This is a genomic window from Streptomyces sp. NPDC091972 (genome assembly GCF_044756385.1).
Lineage (GTDB): Bacteria > Actinomycetota > Actinomycetes > Streptomycetales > Streptomycetaceae > Streptomyces.
Window position 1 is genome coordinate 162,956 of sequence record NZ_JBIVSV010000016.1, and the last position, 15,240, is coordinate 178,195.

General features: G+C 71.9%; 15 protein-coding genes. 8 read left to right on the top strand and 7 right to left on the bottom strand.

Translation table 11 applies throughout. The features are described 5' to 3' along the window. Positions 1 to 31: 31 nt before the first annotated feature. The 6 genes from ACIQJT_RS36465 to rsmI form a co-directional block, all read right to left on the bottom strand. Positions 32 to 931, bottom strand: coding sequence for a 4-(cytidine 5'-diphospho)-2-C-methyl-D-erythritol kinase (locus ACIQJT_RS36465; RefSeq protein WP_365451890.1), 900 nt, complete (start codon positions 929 to 931; stop codon positions 32 to 34). Then, on the bottom strand, positions 928 to 1,809 hold the full coding sequence (gene rsmA / locus ACIQJT_RS36470; protein ID WP_402649994.1) for a 16S rRNA (adenine(1518)-N(6)/adenine(1519)-N(6))-dimethyltransferase RsmA: 882 nt from the start codon (positions 1,807 to 1,809) through the stop codon (positions 928 to 930). Before rsmA ends, ACIQJT_RS36465 begins: the two co-directional genes overlap by 4 nt. Positions 1,810 to 1,853: 44 nt before the next feature. Continuing rightward, on the bottom strand, positions 1,854 to 3,236 hold the full coding sequence (locus ACIQJT_RS36475) for a ubiquitin-like domain-containing protein (protein WP_402649995.1): 1,383 nt from the start codon (positions 3,234 to 3,236) through the stop codon (positions 1,854 to 1,856). Positions 3,237 to 3,354: 118 nt separating this feature from the next. After that, a complete protein-coding gene (locus tag ACIQJT_RS36480; protein WP_402649996.1) occupies positions 3,355 to 4,239 on the bottom strand; it encodes a TatD family hydrolase in 885 nt (294 codons plus the stop codon). A 46-nt stretch (positions 4,240 to 4,285) separates the two neighbouring features. Continuing rightward, a complete protein-coding gene (locus ACIQJT_RS36485) occupies positions 4,286 to 4,684 on the bottom strand; it encodes a hypothetical protein (protein ID WP_365451898.1) in 399 nt (132 codons plus the stop codon). Positions 4,685 to 4,897: 213 nt separating this feature from the next. Next, on the bottom strand, positions 4,898 to 5,779 hold the full coding sequence (rsmI, locus tag ACIQJT_RS36490; protein WP_365451900.1) for a 16S rRNA (cytidine(1402)-2'-O)-methyltransferase: 882 nt from the start codon (positions 5,777 to 5,779) through the stop codon (positions 4,898 to 4,900). 85 nt (positions 5,780 to 5,864) lie between these two features. Here rsmI and ACIQJT_RS36495 point away from each other — a divergent pair, with 85 nt between their 5' ends. The 3 genes from ACIQJT_RS36495 (at position 5,865) to ACIQJT_RS36505 (ending at position 11,137) form a co-directional block, all read left to right on the top strand. Continuing rightward, on the top strand, positions 5,865 to 7,604 hold the full coding sequence (locus ACIQJT_RS36495) for a dolichyl-phosphate-mannose--protein mannosyltransferase (protein ID WP_402649997.1): 1,740 nt from the start codon (positions 5,865 to 5,867) through the stop codon (positions 7,602 to 7,604). A 126-nt stretch (positions 7,605 to 7,730) separates the two neighbouring features. Continuing rightward, positions 7,731 to 9,353: a penicillin-binding transpeptidase domain-containing protein gene (locus tag ACIQJT_RS36500; RefSeq protein WP_402649998.1), complete on the top strand. Its 1,623-nt coding sequence runs from the start codon at positions 7,731 to 7,733 to the stop codon at positions 9,351 to 9,353. Positions 9,354 to 9,448: 95 nt separating this feature from the next. Then, positions 9,449 to 11,137, top strand: coding sequence for a penicillin-binding transpeptidase domain-containing protein (locus ACIQJT_RS36505; protein WP_402649999.1), 1,689 nt, complete (start codon positions 9,449 to 9,451; stop codon positions 11,135 to 11,137). A 7-nt stretch (positions 11,138 to 11,144) separates the two neighbouring features. On the opposite strand, the gene ACIQJT_RS36510 is transcribed toward ACIQJT_RS36505, so the two are convergent. After that, positions 11,145 to 11,492, bottom strand: coding sequence for an SsgA family sporulation/cell division regulator (locus tag ACIQJT_RS36510; protein ID WP_402650000.1), 348 nt, complete (start codon positions 11,490 to 11,492; stop codon positions 11,145 to 11,147). Between the two features lie 168 nt (positions 11,493 to 11,660). Here ACIQJT_RS36510 and ACIQJT_RS36515 point away from each other — a divergent pair, with 168 nt between their 5' ends. The 5 genes from ACIQJT_RS36515 to ACIQJT_RS36535 all read left to right on the top strand — a co-directional run bounded on the left by ACIQJT_RS36515 (position 11,661) and on the right by ACIQJT_RS36535 (position 15,222). Beyond that, the gene (locus ACIQJT_RS36515; RefSeq protein WP_402650001.1) at positions 11,661 to 12,701 is read left to right on the top strand and encodes an energy-coupling factor ABC transporter permease; all 1,041 of its coding nucleotides are present in this window, start codon (positions 11,661 to 11,663) and stop codon (positions 12,699 to 12,701) included. 1 nt (position 12,702) lies between these two features. Beyond that, positions 12,703 to 13,464, top strand: coding sequence for a cobalt ECF transporter T component CbiQ (gene cbiQ, locus ACIQJT_RS36520; protein ID WP_053847294.1), 762 nt, complete (start codon positions 12,703 to 12,705; stop codon positions 13,462 to 13,464). Further along, positions 13,452 to 14,210 carry an ABC transporter ATP-binding protein gene (locus tag ACIQJT_RS36525; RefSeq protein WP_365451914.1) on the top strand — a complete coding sequence of 253 codons (759 nt, stop codon included), beginning with the start codon at positions 13,452 to 13,454 and terminating at the stop codon, positions 14,208 to 14,210. Before cbiQ ends, ACIQJT_RS36525 begins: the two co-directional genes overlap by 13 nt. Then, positions 14,207 to 14,668 carry a MarR family winged helix-turn-helix transcriptional regulator gene (locus ACIQJT_RS36530; protein ID WP_402650002.1) on the top strand — a complete coding sequence of 154 codons (462 nt, stop codon included), beginning with the start codon at positions 14,207 to 14,209 and terminating at the stop codon, positions 14,666 to 14,668. Before ACIQJT_RS36525 ends, ACIQJT_RS36530 begins: the two co-directional genes overlap by 4 nt. A 107-nt stretch (positions 14,669 to 14,775) precedes the next feature. Next, positions 14,776 to 15,222 carry an organic hydroperoxide resistance protein gene (locus ACIQJT_RS36535; protein WP_402650003.1) on the top strand — a complete coding sequence of 149 codons (447 nt, stop codon included), beginning with the start codon at positions 14,776 to 14,778 and terminating at the stop codon, positions 15,220 to 15,222. Positions 15,223 to 15,240 lie beyond the last annotated feature (18 nt).

Sequence of the window (15,240 nt, forward strand, 5' to 3'; positions counted from 1 at the left end):
GATCGATCGACCCTCCAGGGTAGTCCGACCGCTAGGGCCGGATCACCGTCGCACCCGGCACCGGCCCGGACGCCGTGCGCACCGCCCGGCAGGTGCCGGAGTCGCGCAGCGCGTCCGCGATCCGGGCCGCCGACCCGCTGTCGCGGGCGAGGAACGCCGTGGTGGGCCCGGATCCCGACACCAGCCCGGCCAGGGCGCCCGCGGCGCTGCCCGCCGCGAGGGTGTCGGCGAGTTCCGGGAAGAGGGAGAGGGCGGCGGGCTGGAGGTCGTTGGAGACGGCGGCGGCAAGCGCGTCCGGGTCGCCTTCGGCCAGCGCGTCGAGCAGTCGCTCGGAGGCGACGGGCTCGGGGACGTCGAGGCCCTCGGTGAGCCGGTCGAACTCCCGGAAGACGGCCGGGGTGGACAGCCCGCGCTCCGCCATCGCGAACACCCACGAGAAGGTGCCGCCGACGTCGAGGGCGCGCAGCTTCTCCCCGCGTCCGGTGCCGAGGGCGGCCCCGCCGACCAGGCTGAACGGCACGTCACTGCCCAGCTCGGCGCAGATGTCGAGCAGTTCCGCACGGGAGGCGCCGGTGCCCCACAGCGCGTCGCAGGCCAGGAGCGCACCGGCGCCGTCCGCGCTGCCGCCGGCCATGCCGCCGGCGACGGGGATGTCCTTGGCGATGTGGATGTGGACGGCGGGGTCCAGGCCGCGGCGCTCCGCGAGGGCGATCGCCGCGCGGGCCGCGAGGTTGGTGCGGTCCAGGGGGACCTGGGCGGCGTCGGGGCCCTCGCAGGTGACGCGGAGCCCGTCGGCCGGGGTCACGGTCACCTCGTCGTGGAGGCCGACCGCGAGGAAGACGTTGGCCAGGTCGTGGAAGCCGTCGGGGCGGGCAGCGCCGACGGCGAGCTGGACGTTGACCTTGGCGGGGACGCGGACGGTGACGCTCACTGCTGGACCGGCTCCTTGTTCGGTGCGTGCTCCGCGATACGCGCGAACTCCTCGACGGTGAGGGCCTCCCCGCGGGCCTGGGGCGAGACCCCGGCGGCCACGAGGGCGCTCTCGGCGGCCGCGGCCGAACCGGCCCACCCGGCGAGCGCGGCCCGCAGGGTCTTGCGGCGCTGGGCGAAGGCCGCGTCGACGACGGCGAACACCTCGCGCCTGGAGGCGCTCGTCCTGATCGGCTCGCTCCTGCGGGTGAGCGCGACGAGTCCGCTGTCGACGTTGGGGGCGGGCCAGAAGACGTTGCGGCCGATCGACCCGGCCCGCTTGACCTCGGCGTACCAGTTGGCCTTCACGGACGGGACGCCGTACACCTTCGAGCCGGGCGCCGCGGCGAGCCGGTCGGCGACCTCCGCCTGCACCATGACGAGGGTGCGCTCGATGCTCGGGAAGGTGTCGAGCATGTGCAGCAGCACGGGTACGGCGACGTTGTAAGGGAGGTTCGCGACCAGTGCCGTCGGCGCGGGGCCGGGAAGGTCGGTGACGTGCATCGCGTCCGAGTGCACGAGGGCGAAACGGTCGGCCCGGTGCGGGATGCGGGCGGCGACGGTGGCGGGGAGTGCGGAGGCGAGTACGTCGTCGATCTCCACGGCCGTGACGTGGGCGGCCGCCTCCAGGAGGGCGAGGGTGAGCGAGCCGAGCCCTGGACCGACCTCGACGACGGCGTCCTCGGGGCCCACGTCGGCGGTCCGCACGATCCGGCGGACCGTGTTCGCGTCGATCACGAAGTTCTGGCCGCGCTGTTTGGTGGGACGTACGCCGAGGACGGCGGCGAGTTCGCGGATGTCGGCGGGGCCGAGGAGGGAGTCTGGGGAGGGGCTGCTCACGTGGACAGCCTAGCCGCGGGCCGGTGGGCGCCGGTCCCGCCCACTCATCCGTGCAGCCGGCCGCCGCAGTGCGGCCACGGGCTCGCCCCCCGCCGCACGTACAGCTTCTTCGCCCGGAGCGTCTGTTCCGCCGCCGGTGCGTCCTGCGGGCGGCCGGAGCCGCCGAGCCCCTGCCAGGTCCGCGTGTCGAACTGGTAGAGGCCGCCGTACGTCCCCGACGGGTCCACCGCGTTCGGGCGGCCACCGGACTCGCACACGGCGAGGCCCTGCCAGTTCAGGTGGTCCGCGCCCCGCACGGAGGTGGGCATCGGCTTCGTGCCCACGCGCACGATCTGGGTGCGGGGCTCCCGCACCACCTCGGCCCTGGTCCGCCGCGGTTTCTGCCGCACCCCGTTGACGGTGCGCAGGGAGTACGTGACCCGCCGCACCCCCGGCACTCCCACCTGGTCCACGACCTCCGTGCCCTTGAAGAGGGAGGGGTCCTCGCTCCGCTCCTCCCGGAAGGGGATCCGCTCCTCGCGGACCTCCCGCGACCCGGTGATCCGCAGCACCGTGACGGTCTGGCCCTCGCGGGGGAAGCTGCCCGGCGCCACCGAGGTGGTGTCCATCCCGCTCAGCGTGACCCCGGCCTCCTCGACGGCGTCCGCCACGGTCGCCGCGTTCGTGCGGATGGTCCGGGCCCGGCCGTCGGCCATGATCGTCACGGACCGCTCGGTGCGCACGTCCAGCGCGAGCCCCTCCCGCCCGATCCGCCGGGAGCGCGAGGTGGACAGGTACGCGCCCTCCGCGCGCACCCCGAGCTGTTCGAGTGCCGCGTCCACCGTCCGTGCCGTGGTCCACACCTCGCGCCGATGCCCGTCGAGCGTGAGCCGCACCGGACGCCCGTAGCGCACCGCGACCTCGTCGCCGTTGGCGAGCTGTTCGCCGGGGGCGGGCGCGACCACGTCGTGCGCGCCCACCGCGACCCCCTCCTCGGCGAGCAGTTCGCCCACGTCGTCGGCGAAGGTGTGCAGCGTCCGGGGCTTGCCGTCGACGGTGAGCTCGATGGCCTTGTCCTTGGCGACGAACGCGGTGGTGCCCCCGGCGAGGAACGCGACGACCAGCGCCTGCGGCAGCAGCCGTCTCATCGCCGCCCCGTCCGGCCGCTCCGCGTACCGCGCCCGGCGCCGGCGCGCGGCCCGCCGTCCCGCTCCTGCACGCACCCCGGGGATGGTCGGCAGCTCGGCCACGGGGACCTCGTAGGCGGGCCGGTAGGTGTCCTCGTACGGCGGGACCGGCGTCTCGTACACCCCGTACGGCAGCGTGTCCGCGGTGTTCGGGTCGCTGGGGGGCGTGTCCCAACCGCCGTACGCCGGTGGGTCGTACGGCTCGGTCGGGCCGTAGGACTCGTACGGCTCGTACGTCGTCTCGTACTGCGAGCTGCTCACGCCGACACGCTCCAGGGGCCGAGGGGTCCAGAGGGGTCCGGATCGGGCCCCCAGAACCTAGCGGAGCGACCGTCACTCTCCAAAGCGACTCGACTACCCGGAGTTACGTTCGACGGGGTCAGTATCCGAAGGCGCGTGCGGTGTTCGCGGCGAGTGCCGTGGCCAACGCGTCCTCGTCGATGCCGCGCACGGCGGCCATGGCGCGCACCGTGACCGGAATGAGATAGGGCGCGTTGGGCCGTCCGCGGTACGGCGCCGGCGTCAGGAAGGGCGCGTCGGTCTCCACGAGGAGGAGTTCGAGCGGCGCCACGGCCACCGCGTCCCGAAGGTTCTGGGCGTTCTTGAAGGTGACGTTGCCGGCGAAGGACATGAAGTAGCCCTCGCGTGCGCACACTTCGGCCATCTCCGCGTCGCCGGAGTAGCAGTGGAAGACGGTCCGCTCGGGGGCGCCCTCCTCCTTGAGGACCCGCAGCACGTCGTCGTGGGCGTCGCGGTCGTGGATGACGAGCGCCTTGCCGTGCCGCTTGGCCATCTCGATGTGCGCGCGGAAGGACGCCTCCTGCGCCTCCTTGCCCTCGGGCCCGGTGCGGAAGTAGTCGAGGCCGGTCTCGCCGACGCCCTTGACCTGCGGGAGTGCGGCCAGGCGGTCGATCTCCGCGAGCGCCTCGTCGAGCGCCCCGGTGCCGCCGGCCCGGCGCGCGCCCTGCCGGGACCAGCCGTCGGGGTCGCCGTGCACGATCCGGGGCGCCTCGTTGGGGTGCAGCGCGACGGTGGCGTGGACGGCGTCGTACCGGGCCGCCGTCTCGGCCGCCCAGCGGGAGCCGCGTACGTCGCAGCCGACCTGGACGACTGTGGTCACCCCGACCGACGCGGCCTTGGCGAGCCCCTCCTCCACGGTCCCGTCCTGCATGTCCAGGTGGGTGTGGGAGTCGGCGACCGGTACCCGCAGGGGCTCCGGGAGCGGCGGGGCCGCGTTCTTGTCGCGGGGGCTGTTCGCAGGCATGCCCCGATCCTACGGAAGGGGCATGCCCACCCGGATTCCGGTGCGCTCAGCTCGCCTTGCGCTGGAAGACGTGCAGCAGGTCGGCCAGGTGCCAGTGGTGCTCCGCGCCCGGCTCCGCCGCCGGTCCCGCCGGTGCCGGTGCCTCCACGGGCCCGGCGGCGGGCGTGCGGTGCCGGCGGTGGTCGGCGTCCCGGGCGGAGGCGACCCGGCCGGGACGCATGATCCGTACGACGTGGTGGTCGCAGTTCGCGCAGGTGGGCCGGGAGAGCGGAGAGGGCACGACCCGTCCGTCCACCACGTACTGCACGAACTCCCGGCCGTCGCCGTCGACGTGGTGCTCTATCTCGTACGACTGCTCCCAGCCGTGCCCGCAGCGCATGCAGGCGAAGGAGTAGGACTCGTTGACCACGGCCGTCGCACCGGGGTGCCCTGCGATCTCGCTCATGCCAGCTCCTGTGTGTCCGCTGGTTCGAAGGACGGGTACGTCCCTCACCCCAGTGGACGCCTCCCGGGAGCCGATGGCGACAGGCCTGTCGACTGTTGGACCCGATTTGGACTTTCCTTGCCGAACCGGACCCTCCGACCCCGCGGAGCTTTGCATTCCGAGACACCGCTTTGCGAGCACATGGGGCGCACGCTCAGAAGTCATGCGCCCTGCTCAGAGCGGGTGTGACCCACCTCGTCCAGCGTCTGGGGAGGGGGCGTTCTTCGCTGCGACGACCGCGTCGAAGACCACCCTCTTGGGGACTCCCGCCTCGACGGCCACGGCGGCGATCGCCTCCTTGCGCCGCTCCCCCGCCTCCTCGCGCACCCGCACCCTGCGCACCAGTTCCGCGTCGTCGATCTCCCCGGCCCCCTTCTCGGGCGCCCCCTCGACGACGACGGTGATCTCCCCCCGCACGCCGTCCGCGGCCCACTCGGCGAGCGCGCCCAGCGCCCCCCGCTTGACCTCCTCGTAGGTCTTGGTCAGCTCCCGGCACACCGCCGCCCGCCGGTCCGCCCCGAAGACCTCGGCCATGGCCGCCAGGGTGTCGTCGAGCCGGTGCGGGGCCTCGAAGTACACGAGGGTGCGCCGCTCGTCGGCGACCTCCCGCAGCCGCGACAGCCGCTCGCCGCCCTTGCGCGGCAGGAACCCCTCGAAGCAGAACCGGTCGACGGGCAGCCCGGACAGCGCGAGCGCGGTGAGCACCGCGGACGGTCCCGGGACGGCGGTGACCCGGACGTCCTTCTCCACGGCCGCGGCGACCAGCCGGTACCCGGGGTCGGACACCGACGGCATCCCGGCGTCGGTGACCAGCAGCACCCGGGCCCCGCCGAGGAGTTCCTCGACCAGTTCGGGGGTGCGGGCGGCCTCGTTGCCCTCGAAGTACGACACGATCCGCCCCTTGGGCGTCACACCGAGGCCCTGGGTCAGCCGCCGCAGCCGCCGGGTGTCCTCGGCCGCGACCACGTCGGCCCCGGCCAGTTCTTCCGCGAGCCGGGGCGGAGCGTCCGCGATGTCGCCGATGGGGGTGCCTGCCAGGACAAGGGTTCCAGTCACCTCCCCATCCTCCCAGCAGTGCCCCGAACCGGACGCATCCGCCCATGCACGGGACTCACACAGCGCCGTTCCTTACGATGGCGCGGTGACCAGTACCGCGTCCTCCACGGACACCCGGCAGGACCAGGCCCCCCAGGACCGGCGGCCGTCGTGGCAGCAGAGGCTGCGCCGTTTCGGCTACATGCCCGAGGCCAGAAGCGACGTGCGCGAACGCCTGGTTCCGCCCTTCGCGACGCCCAGTCCCCGGATGTGGCAGGTCCTGGGTGTGCCCCGGGTGCTCGCCGAGCGGGTCACGCGCTGGTCGGGCTGGCTGGGGCCGCTGCTGGTGACGCTGGTGGCGGGGCTGCTGCGGTTCTGGAACCTGGGCAGCCCGAAGAAGGTGATATTCGACGAGACGTACTACGCCAAGGACGCGTGGGCGCTCGTCCACCGCGGCTTCGAACTGAGCTGGGGCAAGAACGTCGACAGCCAGATCCTGTCCTCGAACGGGCATGTGGCGCTGCCGACGGATCCCGCCTACGTGGTGCACCCGCCGGTCGGCAAGTACGTCATCGGACTGGGCGAGCTGATGTTCGGGTTCGACCCGTTCGGCTGGCGGTTCATGACGGCGCTGCTGGGGACGCTGTCGGTGCTGATCGTGTGCCGGGTGGGCCGCCGGATCTTCCGCTCCACCTTCCTCGGCTGCCTCGCGGGCGCGCTGATGACCGTGGACGGCCTGGCCTTCGTGATGGCGCGGACCGCGCTGCTCGACGGTGTGCTGATGTTCTTCGTGCTGGCCGCGTTCGCCTGCCTGGTCATCGACCGCGACCGGGCCCGGGAGAAACTCGCGGCCGCGCTGCCGGTCGACTCCTTCGGCCTCGTGCGCCCCGACGCGCACGTCGCGGACACCCTGCGCCTGGGGTGGCGCCCCTACCGCTGGCTGGCGGGCCTGCTGCTGGGCCTGGCCATCGGCACCAAGTGGAACGGACTGTTCTTCCTCATCGCGTTCGGCGTCATGACGGTGCTGTGGGACGTCGGCTCCCGCCGGGTCGCGGGCGCCCGCCGCCCCTACGAGGCGGTCCTCAAGTACGACCTCGGCCTCGCCTTCCTGGCCATGGTGCCGGTCGCGGTCGTCACCTACGTCACCTCGTGGATCGGCTGGATCCTCTCCCCCGCGGACGGCACCGGCGGCTACTACCGCAACTGGGCGGCGACCGACGGCAAGGGCGGCAACTGGACCTTCCTGCCCGACTGGTGGCGCAGCCTGGTCCACTACGAGCACGAGGTCTACAAGTTCAACGTCGGCCTGTCCTCGCCGCACACGTACATGTCCAACCCGTGGAGCTGGCTCGTCGACGGCCGCCCGGTCTCGTACTTCTACGAGTCCCCCGCGCCCGGCACCGACGGCTGCCCGGTCGACGCGGGCGAGAAGTGCGCGCGTGAGGTCCTGGCGATCGGCACACCCCTGCTGTGGTGGGCCGCCTGCTTCGCGGTCCTCTACGTCCTGTGGCGCTGGTTCTTCCGCCGCGACTGGCGGGCGGGCGCCATCGCCTGCGGGATCGCGGCCGGCTACCTGCCCTGGTTCAACTACCAGGAACGCACGATCTTCTTCTTCTACACGATCGTCTTCCTCCCCTTCCTCTGCCTGGCCGTGGCGATGCTTGTCGGCGCCCTGGTCGGCCCTCCGCGCTCCTCCGACACCCGCCGCGTGGCGGGCGCCACGGCGGCGGGCGTCCTGGTCCTCCTGATCGCCTGGAACTTCATCTACTTCTGGCCCATCTACACCGGCACGAGCATCCCGATCGACGACTGGCGGTCGCGGATGTGGCTGGACACCTGGGTCTGATGGGCCGGGATTCACGTATGTGATTGAGCAGTCGCTTCAGCGAATCGGGAAACTCGTGCCCCGCTTGTCACACCTCCCGCTTAGGCTGCCCCCAACAACGGGGTGAATCGGGGAGGGGGCCACACCATGGCCAAGGGGGTGAAGGTCGCTGTCGTCAGCACGGTGTTCGCCGTGATGGTCGGCGGGGCCGGATACGGCGCGTACAACTTCGTGTCGGCGCTGAGCGACGACGGGAGCGGCGGGGTCGGGGACGCCAAGCGGAGCGGGCCGCCCACCGCCGACGAGATCAAGGAGACCTCCCGGGACTTCTTCGCCGCCTGGGAGAAGGGCGACACGGCGAGAGCGGCCGCCCTCACCAACAACAGCACGACGGCCGAGGTGCTGCTGACGGACTACCAGACGGACGCGCACATCGGTGACGTGCGGATCACGCCCGGCAGGGCGACCGGCGCGACCGTGCCGTACACCGTGAAGGCGACGGTGTCGTACGACGGGAAGTCGAAGCCGCTGGCGTACCGCAGCGAGCTGACCGTCGTGCGCGGGGTGACCACCGGCAAGGCGCTCGTCGACTGGCAGCCCTCCGTGGTGCACCCGCAGCTCCAGCGGGACGACCGGCTCGTCACCGGTGAGTCCGCGAACCCGTCCATCGAGGCGGTGGACCGGAACGGCAAGGTGCTGAGCAAGGAGAAGTACCCCTCGCTGGGCCCAGTCCTGGACGCGCTGCGCGACAAGTACGGGGACAAGGCCGGCGGCACCCCCGGCATCGAGCTGGTCGTCAAGCACCCGGACCAGAGCCCCGACACCTCGCTGCTGACCCTGGCCGAGGGCCGGCCGGGGAAGCTGGAGACCACCATCAGCGCCCGTGCCCAGGCGGCCGCCGAGAAGGCGGTGAAGCGGTACGGCCAGTCGTCGGTGGTGGCCGTCGAGCCGAGCTCCGGCGAGGTCCTGGCCGTGGCCAACAACCGCACCGACGGGTTCAACGCGGCCTTCGAGGGCACCAAGGCCCCCGGCTCCACCATGAAGATCATCACCGCCGCGATGCTCATCGACAACGGCGTGACCTCGATGAACGGCCCGGCGCCCTGCCCGCCCGAAGCCGTGTGGCAGGGGCAGACCTTCAAGAACCTCACCAACATGAAGCCCAACGAGAACGCCACGCTCGCCAACAGCTTCATGCGGTCCTGCAACACCGCCTTCATCAAGCTGATCGACGAGAAGCCGCTCACCGACGAGTCGCTGACGCTGGAGGCCCAGAACCGTTTCGGGATCGGCGAGGACTGGAAGACCGGCATCGTCTCCTTCGACGGCAAGGTGCCCGCGGTCAGCGGCCCGGACCGCGCGGCCAACGCGATAGGCCAGGGCCAGGTCCAGATGAACCCGCTGAACATGGCGTCGGTCACGGCCACCGCCATCACCGGCGCCTTCCGTCAGCCCTACCTTGTCTCGCCGAAGCTCGACGACCGCGAACTGGCCACGGCCAGGGGGCTGCCGTACAACACCGCCTCCCAGCTCAGGCAGATGATGCGGATGACCGCGACCCAGGGCACGGCGGCCACGGCGATGGCGGGGCTGCGCGGGGACATCGGGGCGAAGACCGGTTCCGCGGAGGTCGACGGACAGCAGGTGTCCAACAGCTGGTTCACCGGTTTCCGCAACGATGTGGCGGCGGCGGCCATGACAGAGGAGGGCGGCCACGGCGGCGACGCGGCGGGCCCGATTGTCGCAGACGTGCTACGAGCCGCGGGCTGACGTCACCCGGGCGGGACGGGGACTCTAGGCTGTTGGCCTCGTTGGGACTGATGAGGGCAACGGGGACCCTGCACAGCGCGGAGGAAGCGTAGGTCGTGGGTAACAGAAGGCGCGTCGCCGAGCGACGGAAGACAAGGCCCGCCGTGGTCGGCGGGATGATCGCCGTGGTCGTCGGCGGCGCCGGCCTCGGCGTCTACGCGCTGTACGGCGCCGGAGCCGCGGCCGACGACCGCACGCAGAACACCTCCGTGTCCGCCGGGGACCAGAAGCCGAAGGTCAAGACCGGTCCGCTGTCGGCGACCGAGGTCACCACCACCGCGACCACCTTCCTGACCTCCTGGCAGCAGGGCAAGGTGAGCGCGGCGGCCGCCGCGACCAGCGACACCGAGGCCGCCACCGCGCTCCTCACCGGCTGGACCAAGGACGCCCACCTCACCGGCGTCACCCTCACCCCGGGTGCCCGCACCGGCGCCAAGGTGCCCTTCTCCGTCAAGGCGACGGTGGCGTACAAGGGCCTGAGCAAGCCGCTCACGTACGGCAGTTCGCTGACCGTCGTCCGCGACACCGCCACGGGGAAGCCGCAGGTCGACTGGACCGCCTCGGTCGTCCACCCCGACCTGAAGGACGGCGACACCCTGGTCACCGGCGAGTCCGGGACCCCGCCGATCAAGGCGGTCGACCGGGACGGCGGCGAGATCACCGAGGACAAGTACCCGTCGCTGGGCACCGTCCTGGACGGGCTGCGCGAGAAGTACGGCAAGAAGGCCGGCGGCAAGGCGGGCATCGAGCTGCGGGTGGTCCGCGGGAAGGACGCCGGCTCCGCCAAGTCCGAGGACTCCGACAAGACCCTGGTGGAGCTCAGCAAGGGCACCCCGGGCACGGTGCGGACGACGTTGGACCCGGCGCTCCAGGCGGCGGCCGAGGCACAGGTCGCCAAGCGGGCGCGGTCCTCGGTCGTGGTCCTGCGCCCGTCGACCGGCGAGATCCTCGCGGTGGCCAACGCGAGCCACGGCTTCAACACCGCCTTCCAGGGCTCCCTCGCCCCGGGCTCCACGATGAAGGTCGTCACCTCCTCGCTGCTGATCGAGAAGGGCCTGGCCTCGGCGGACAAGGCGCACCCCTGCCCGAAGTACTTCACGTACGGCGGCTGGAAGTTCCAGAACGACGACAAGTTCGAGATCAAGGGCGGCACCTTCAAGGCGAGCTTCGCCCGCTCCTGCAACACCGCCTTCATCAGCCAGGCGGGCAAGCTGGACGACGACAGCCTGACCAAGCAGGCTCAGCAGGTCTTCGGCCTGTCCATGAACAACTGGGCGATCGGTGTCCCGTCCTTCGACGGTTCGGTGCCGGTGCAGAGCGCGGCCCAGAAGGCGGCCGAGCTCATCGGCCAGGGCGGGGTCCGGATGAACCCGCTGAACATGGCGTCGGTGTCCGCCACCGTCCAGTCGGGCACCTTCAAGCAGCCCTACCTGGTGTCCCCGAGCGTCGACAACCGCACACTGGCCACCGCCTCGCGCACGATGTCCTCGGGCACCCTGTCGCAGTTGCGTGAGCTGATGGCGTACACGGCGGGCTACGGCACGGCGGCCGAGGCGATGTCCGGGGTGTCCGGCAACGTGGGCGCGAAGACCGGCTCCGCGGAGGTCGACGGCCAGAAGAAGCCGAACGGCTGGTTCACCGCGTACCGGGGCGACCTCGCCGCCGCGGGTGTCGTCCAGGCGGGCGGCCACGGCGGCGACACCGCGGGCCCGATCGTGGCGGCCCTGCTGAAGCTGGGCGGCTAGGCCCGCGTCAGCCCCGTACGGGTGCAGTGGCCATGTAGGTCCGGCGCAGGAACCTGAGCAGGGCCTTCTGCTCGAACTGCACCACCGACACGCCCTGCGGCGAGTGGAACTCGAGCACGGCCTGGACCCGCCCGCACGGCCACACCCGCACCGCGCCGCTGCCGGCCGGAGCCCTGAGGCCCTGTTCCAGCAGGGCCCGGGAGAAGGTCCACTCGTGGGGGCCCGGCAGGCCGACCCGTACCGAGCGGGGGTCGGTCTCCGGGTCGTAGCGCAGGACCACCGGGACCGCCTCGTCCTGTGCGATGTCCGCGTCCGAAACGATGTGGGCTCGCGCGTACTGTTCGACTACAGACATCGTGACGGCCCTCTCACGCTGCGTAACCTGTGCGGAAGCTGTGCATCCATTCCCTACCCAGCGTCGCACATTTCCTGCATTCCGCTCCCGGGACCGAAAGCCCGTGACTTGCTCTTCGTGGCACAGCTCTCTTGCAAAGGGTTCGCAACAAGCCACTATCATCGAACGGTGCATGTGCCTGACGGATTCATAGACGCCCCCATCTCGGCCGCGACCGGAGTCGTCGCCGCGGCCGCCGTCGCGGTGAGCCTGCGCGGCGCCCGGCGTGAACTCGACGAACGCACCGCGCCCTTGGCCGGCCTGGTCGCGGCCTTCATCTTCGCCGTGCAGATGCTGAACTTCCCGGTGGCCGCCGGAACCAGCGGACACCTCCTCGGCGGGGCCCTCGCCGCGATCCTCGTGGGCCCCTACACCGGTGTCCTGTGTGTCTCCGTGGTCCTGCTCATGCAGGGCATCCTCTTCGCGGACGGCGGCCTGACCGCGCTCGGTGTGAACATCACCGACATGGCCGTCGTCACGACGGTCGTGGCGTACGCCGTCTTCCGCGGGCTCGTGAAGGTGCTGCCGCGCCGGCGCGGTTCGATCACCGCCGCCTCGTTCGTCGCCGCCGTGCTGTCGGTGCCCGCCGCGGCCGTCGCCTTCACCCTGATCTACGCGGTCGGCGGCACCACCGACGTCTCGATCTCCAAGGTCGCCACCGCGATGATCGGCGTCCACGTCCTCATCGGCATCGGCGAGGCGGCCATCACCGCGCTGACCGTCGGTGCCGTCGTCGCCGTCCGCCCCGACCTGGTGTACGGCGCGCGGGGCCTGCGGCAGAAGCTCAAGCTGCGGGTCGGTGGCGAACTGGTCGACGTGCCGGACACCGCACCCGTCGCCGCCCGCTCCCACCGCAAGGTCTGGATCACGGGTCTGGTCACCTCCCTGGTGCTCGCCGGGTTCGTCAGCTTCTACGCCTCCGCCAACCCCGACGGCCTGGAGAAGGTCGCCGCCGACAAGGGCATCGACGCCAGGACCGAGAAGCACGCCACGGCGGACTCGCCGCTCGCCGACTACGGCGTCAAGGACGTCGAGAACGCCCGCCTGTCCGGGGGGCTGGCGGGCGTGATCGGCGTCGGCGTGACCGTGGTCGCGGGCACCGGGATCTTCTGGGCGGTCCGCAGGCGTCGTACGGCCGACGTCTCACCGGCGAGCACGAGCGGCGTCTGACATGGGGGCCGGGCACGCGCATCGCCTGTACCGGCACGGGCACTCCCCCGTGCACGCCCTGCCGCCGCACACGAAACTCGCGGCCGCCTTCGCCTTCGTCGTGGTCGTCGTCTCGACCCCGCGCGAGGCGATGTGGGCGTTCGGCCTGTACGCCGTGCTGCTGGGCGTGGTCGCGTACGCCGCCCGGGTGCCCGCCGGCTTCCTGCTGAAGCGGCTGCTGATCGAGGTGCCGTTCGTGGCGTTCGCGGTGCTCATGCCGTTCGTCGCGGAGGGCGAACGGGTCGAGGTGCTGGGCGTGTCCCTGAGCGTGAGCGGGCTGTGGGGCGCCTGGAACGTGCTCGCCAAGGGCACGCTCGGCGTCGCCGCGTCCGTGCTGCTCGCCTCCACCACCGAACTGCGCGAACTGCTCCTCGGCCTGCAACGGCTCAGGCTCCCGCCGCTGCTCGTCCAGATCGCGTCCTTCATGATCCGCTACGGCGACGTCATCACGGACGAGATGCGGCGGATGCGGATCGCGCGGGAGTCCCGGGGGTTCGAGGCGAGCGGCGTGCGGCACTGGGGCGTCCTCGCGAAGTCGGCCGGCGCGCTGTTCATCCGCTCCTACGAACGCGGCGAGCGGGTGCACCTGGCCATGGTCAGCCGCGGTTACGCCGGTTCCATGCCGGTCATCGACGAGGTGACCGCGTCCCGGGCGCAGTGGTCGTACGCCCTCGCGCTGCCCGTGACCGCCCTCGTCGTCTGCGTGTTGGGATGGACCCTGTGACAGCTTCCCTCGAAGTGACCGGACTGGCCTTCGCCTACCCCGACGGGCACCAGGCCCTGTTCGGCGTGGACTTCTCGATCGCGCGCGGCGAGCGGGTCGCGCTGCTCGGCCCGAACGGCGCCGGCAAGACGACCCTGGTGCTGCATCTGAACGGCATCCTGAGCGGCGGGGTGGGCACGGTGAAGGTCGCCGGGCTGCCCGTGGACAAGAAGCACATGGCGGAGGTCCGGCGCCGGGTCGGGATCGTCTTCCAGGACCCCGACGACCAGCTCTTCATGCCGACCGTGCGCGAGGACGTGGCGTTCGGGCCGGCGGCGGCCGGGCTGAGGGGGCCGGAGCTGGAGGAGCGCGTGGACCGGGCGCTGGGCAGGGTCGGCATGGCGGAGTTCAAGGACCGGCCCCCGCACCACCTGTCCTTCGGGCAGCGGCGCCGGGTGGCGGTGGCGACGGTGCTCGCCATGGAGCCGGAGATCCTCGTCCTGGACGAGCCCTCCTCCAACCTCGACCCGGCCTCCCGCCGCGAACTGGCCGACATCCTGCGCTCGCTGGACGTGACGGTCCTGATGGTCACGCACGACCTGCCGTACGCGCTGGAGCTGTGCCCGCGCTCGCTGATCCTGAGCGAGGGCACCATCGCCGCGGACGGGAAGACCGCCGCGCTCCTCGCCGACGACGAGCTGATGCGCGCCCACCGGCTGGAGTTGCCCTTCGGATTCGATCCGCGGTCCGTGACAATGGGCGCGTGACGAACGAAGAGGACGCCGGATCACCGCTGCTCGACGACCAGTTGTGCTTCGCGCTGTACGCCGCCCAGCGTGCGGTGACGGCCGCGTACCGGCCGCTCCTCGACGAGCTCGGGCTCACCTATCCGCAGTACCTCGTGCTGCTGGTGCTGTGGGAGCGCGGGGAGACCAGCGTGAAGGAGCTCGCGGGGGCGCTGCGGCTGGACTACGGCACGATGTCGCCGCTGCTCAAGCGGCTGGAGGCGGCCGGGCTGGTGCGCCGGGAGCGCGCGGCGGGCGACGAGCGCTCGGTGCTGGTGGCGTGCACGGGGCGCGCGGAGGAACTCAGGGAGCGCGCGATTCGCGTTCCCGGCGCGCTGCTGGAGGCCACGGCTCTCGACGGGGCGGAGGCCGCCCGGTTGCGTGAGGAACTGCGGCGGCTCGCGCAACGGGCGGACGCGGCGGCCGGGCGCCCCCGCTGACCTTCTGTTACCCAGGGTTGCTACCCCCTGGTAACCCGATCCCGACCTACTGGCCGGTACCTTGTGCGCGATGTACTTGTGCGCACTTCTGTGGGGGGAGACCAGCCATGCCTGAGGAAACCGCCGTCGACACCCGGCCGACGAAGATCATGTACGTGGCCGAGGCCACCGCCCACGGCGGCCGCGACGGCTTCGTCACCAGCCAGGACGGCCAGATCGAGCTGAAGGTCGCCATGCCGCCGGCGCTCGGCGGGGACGGCAACGGCACCAACCCGGAGCAGCTCTTCGCCGCCGGCTACAGCTCCTGCTTCCACAACGCGCTGATCCTCGTCGGCAACCGCGAGGGCTACGACCTGACCGGCTCCACGGTCGCCGCGAAGGTCGGCATCGGCCCCAACAAGCACCGCGGCTACGGCCTCGCGGTCGCCCTCAGCGTCTCCCTGCCGGTCCTGGACGCCGACCTCGCGGCCAAGCTGGTGGACGCCGCCCACGAGGTCTGCCCGTACTCCAACGCGACCCGCGGGAACATCGACGTGACGATTCTGCTTGGCTGAGAGGGACAGCGGACAAGG

Excerpts from the sequence above, each read along its gene's own strand:
- ACIQJT_RS36510 (WP_402650000.1), bottom strand. The coding sequence starts at position 11,492 with ATGTCTGTAGTCGAACAGTACGCGCGAGCCCACATCGTTTCGGACGCG.
- ACIQJT_RS36480 (WP_402649996.1), bottom strand. The coding sequence starts at position 4,239 with ATGCCTGCGAACAGCCCCCGCGACAAGAACGCGGCCCCGCCGCTCCCG.
- ACIQJT_RS36535 (WP_402650003.1), top strand. The coding sequence starts at position 14,776 with ATGCCTGAGGAAACCGCCGTCGACACCCGGCCGACGAAGATCATGTAC.
- ACIQJT_RS36485 (WP_365451898.1), bottom strand. The coding sequence starts at position 4,684 with ATGAGCGAGATCGCAGGGCACCCCGGTGCGACGGCCGTGGTCAACGAG.
- cbiQ (WP_053847294.1), top strand. The coding sequence starts at position 12,703 with ATGGGGGCCGGGCACGCGCATCGCCTGTACCGGCACGGGCACTCCCCC.
- ACIQJT_RS36500 (WP_402649998.1), top strand. The coding sequence starts at position 7,731 with ATGGCCAAGGGGGTGAAGGTCGCTGTCGTCAGCACGGTGTTCGCCGTG.
- ACIQJT_RS36525 (WP_365451914.1), top strand. The coding sequence starts at position 13,452 with ATGGACCCTGTGACAGCTTCCCTCGAAGTGACCGGACTGGCCTTCGCC.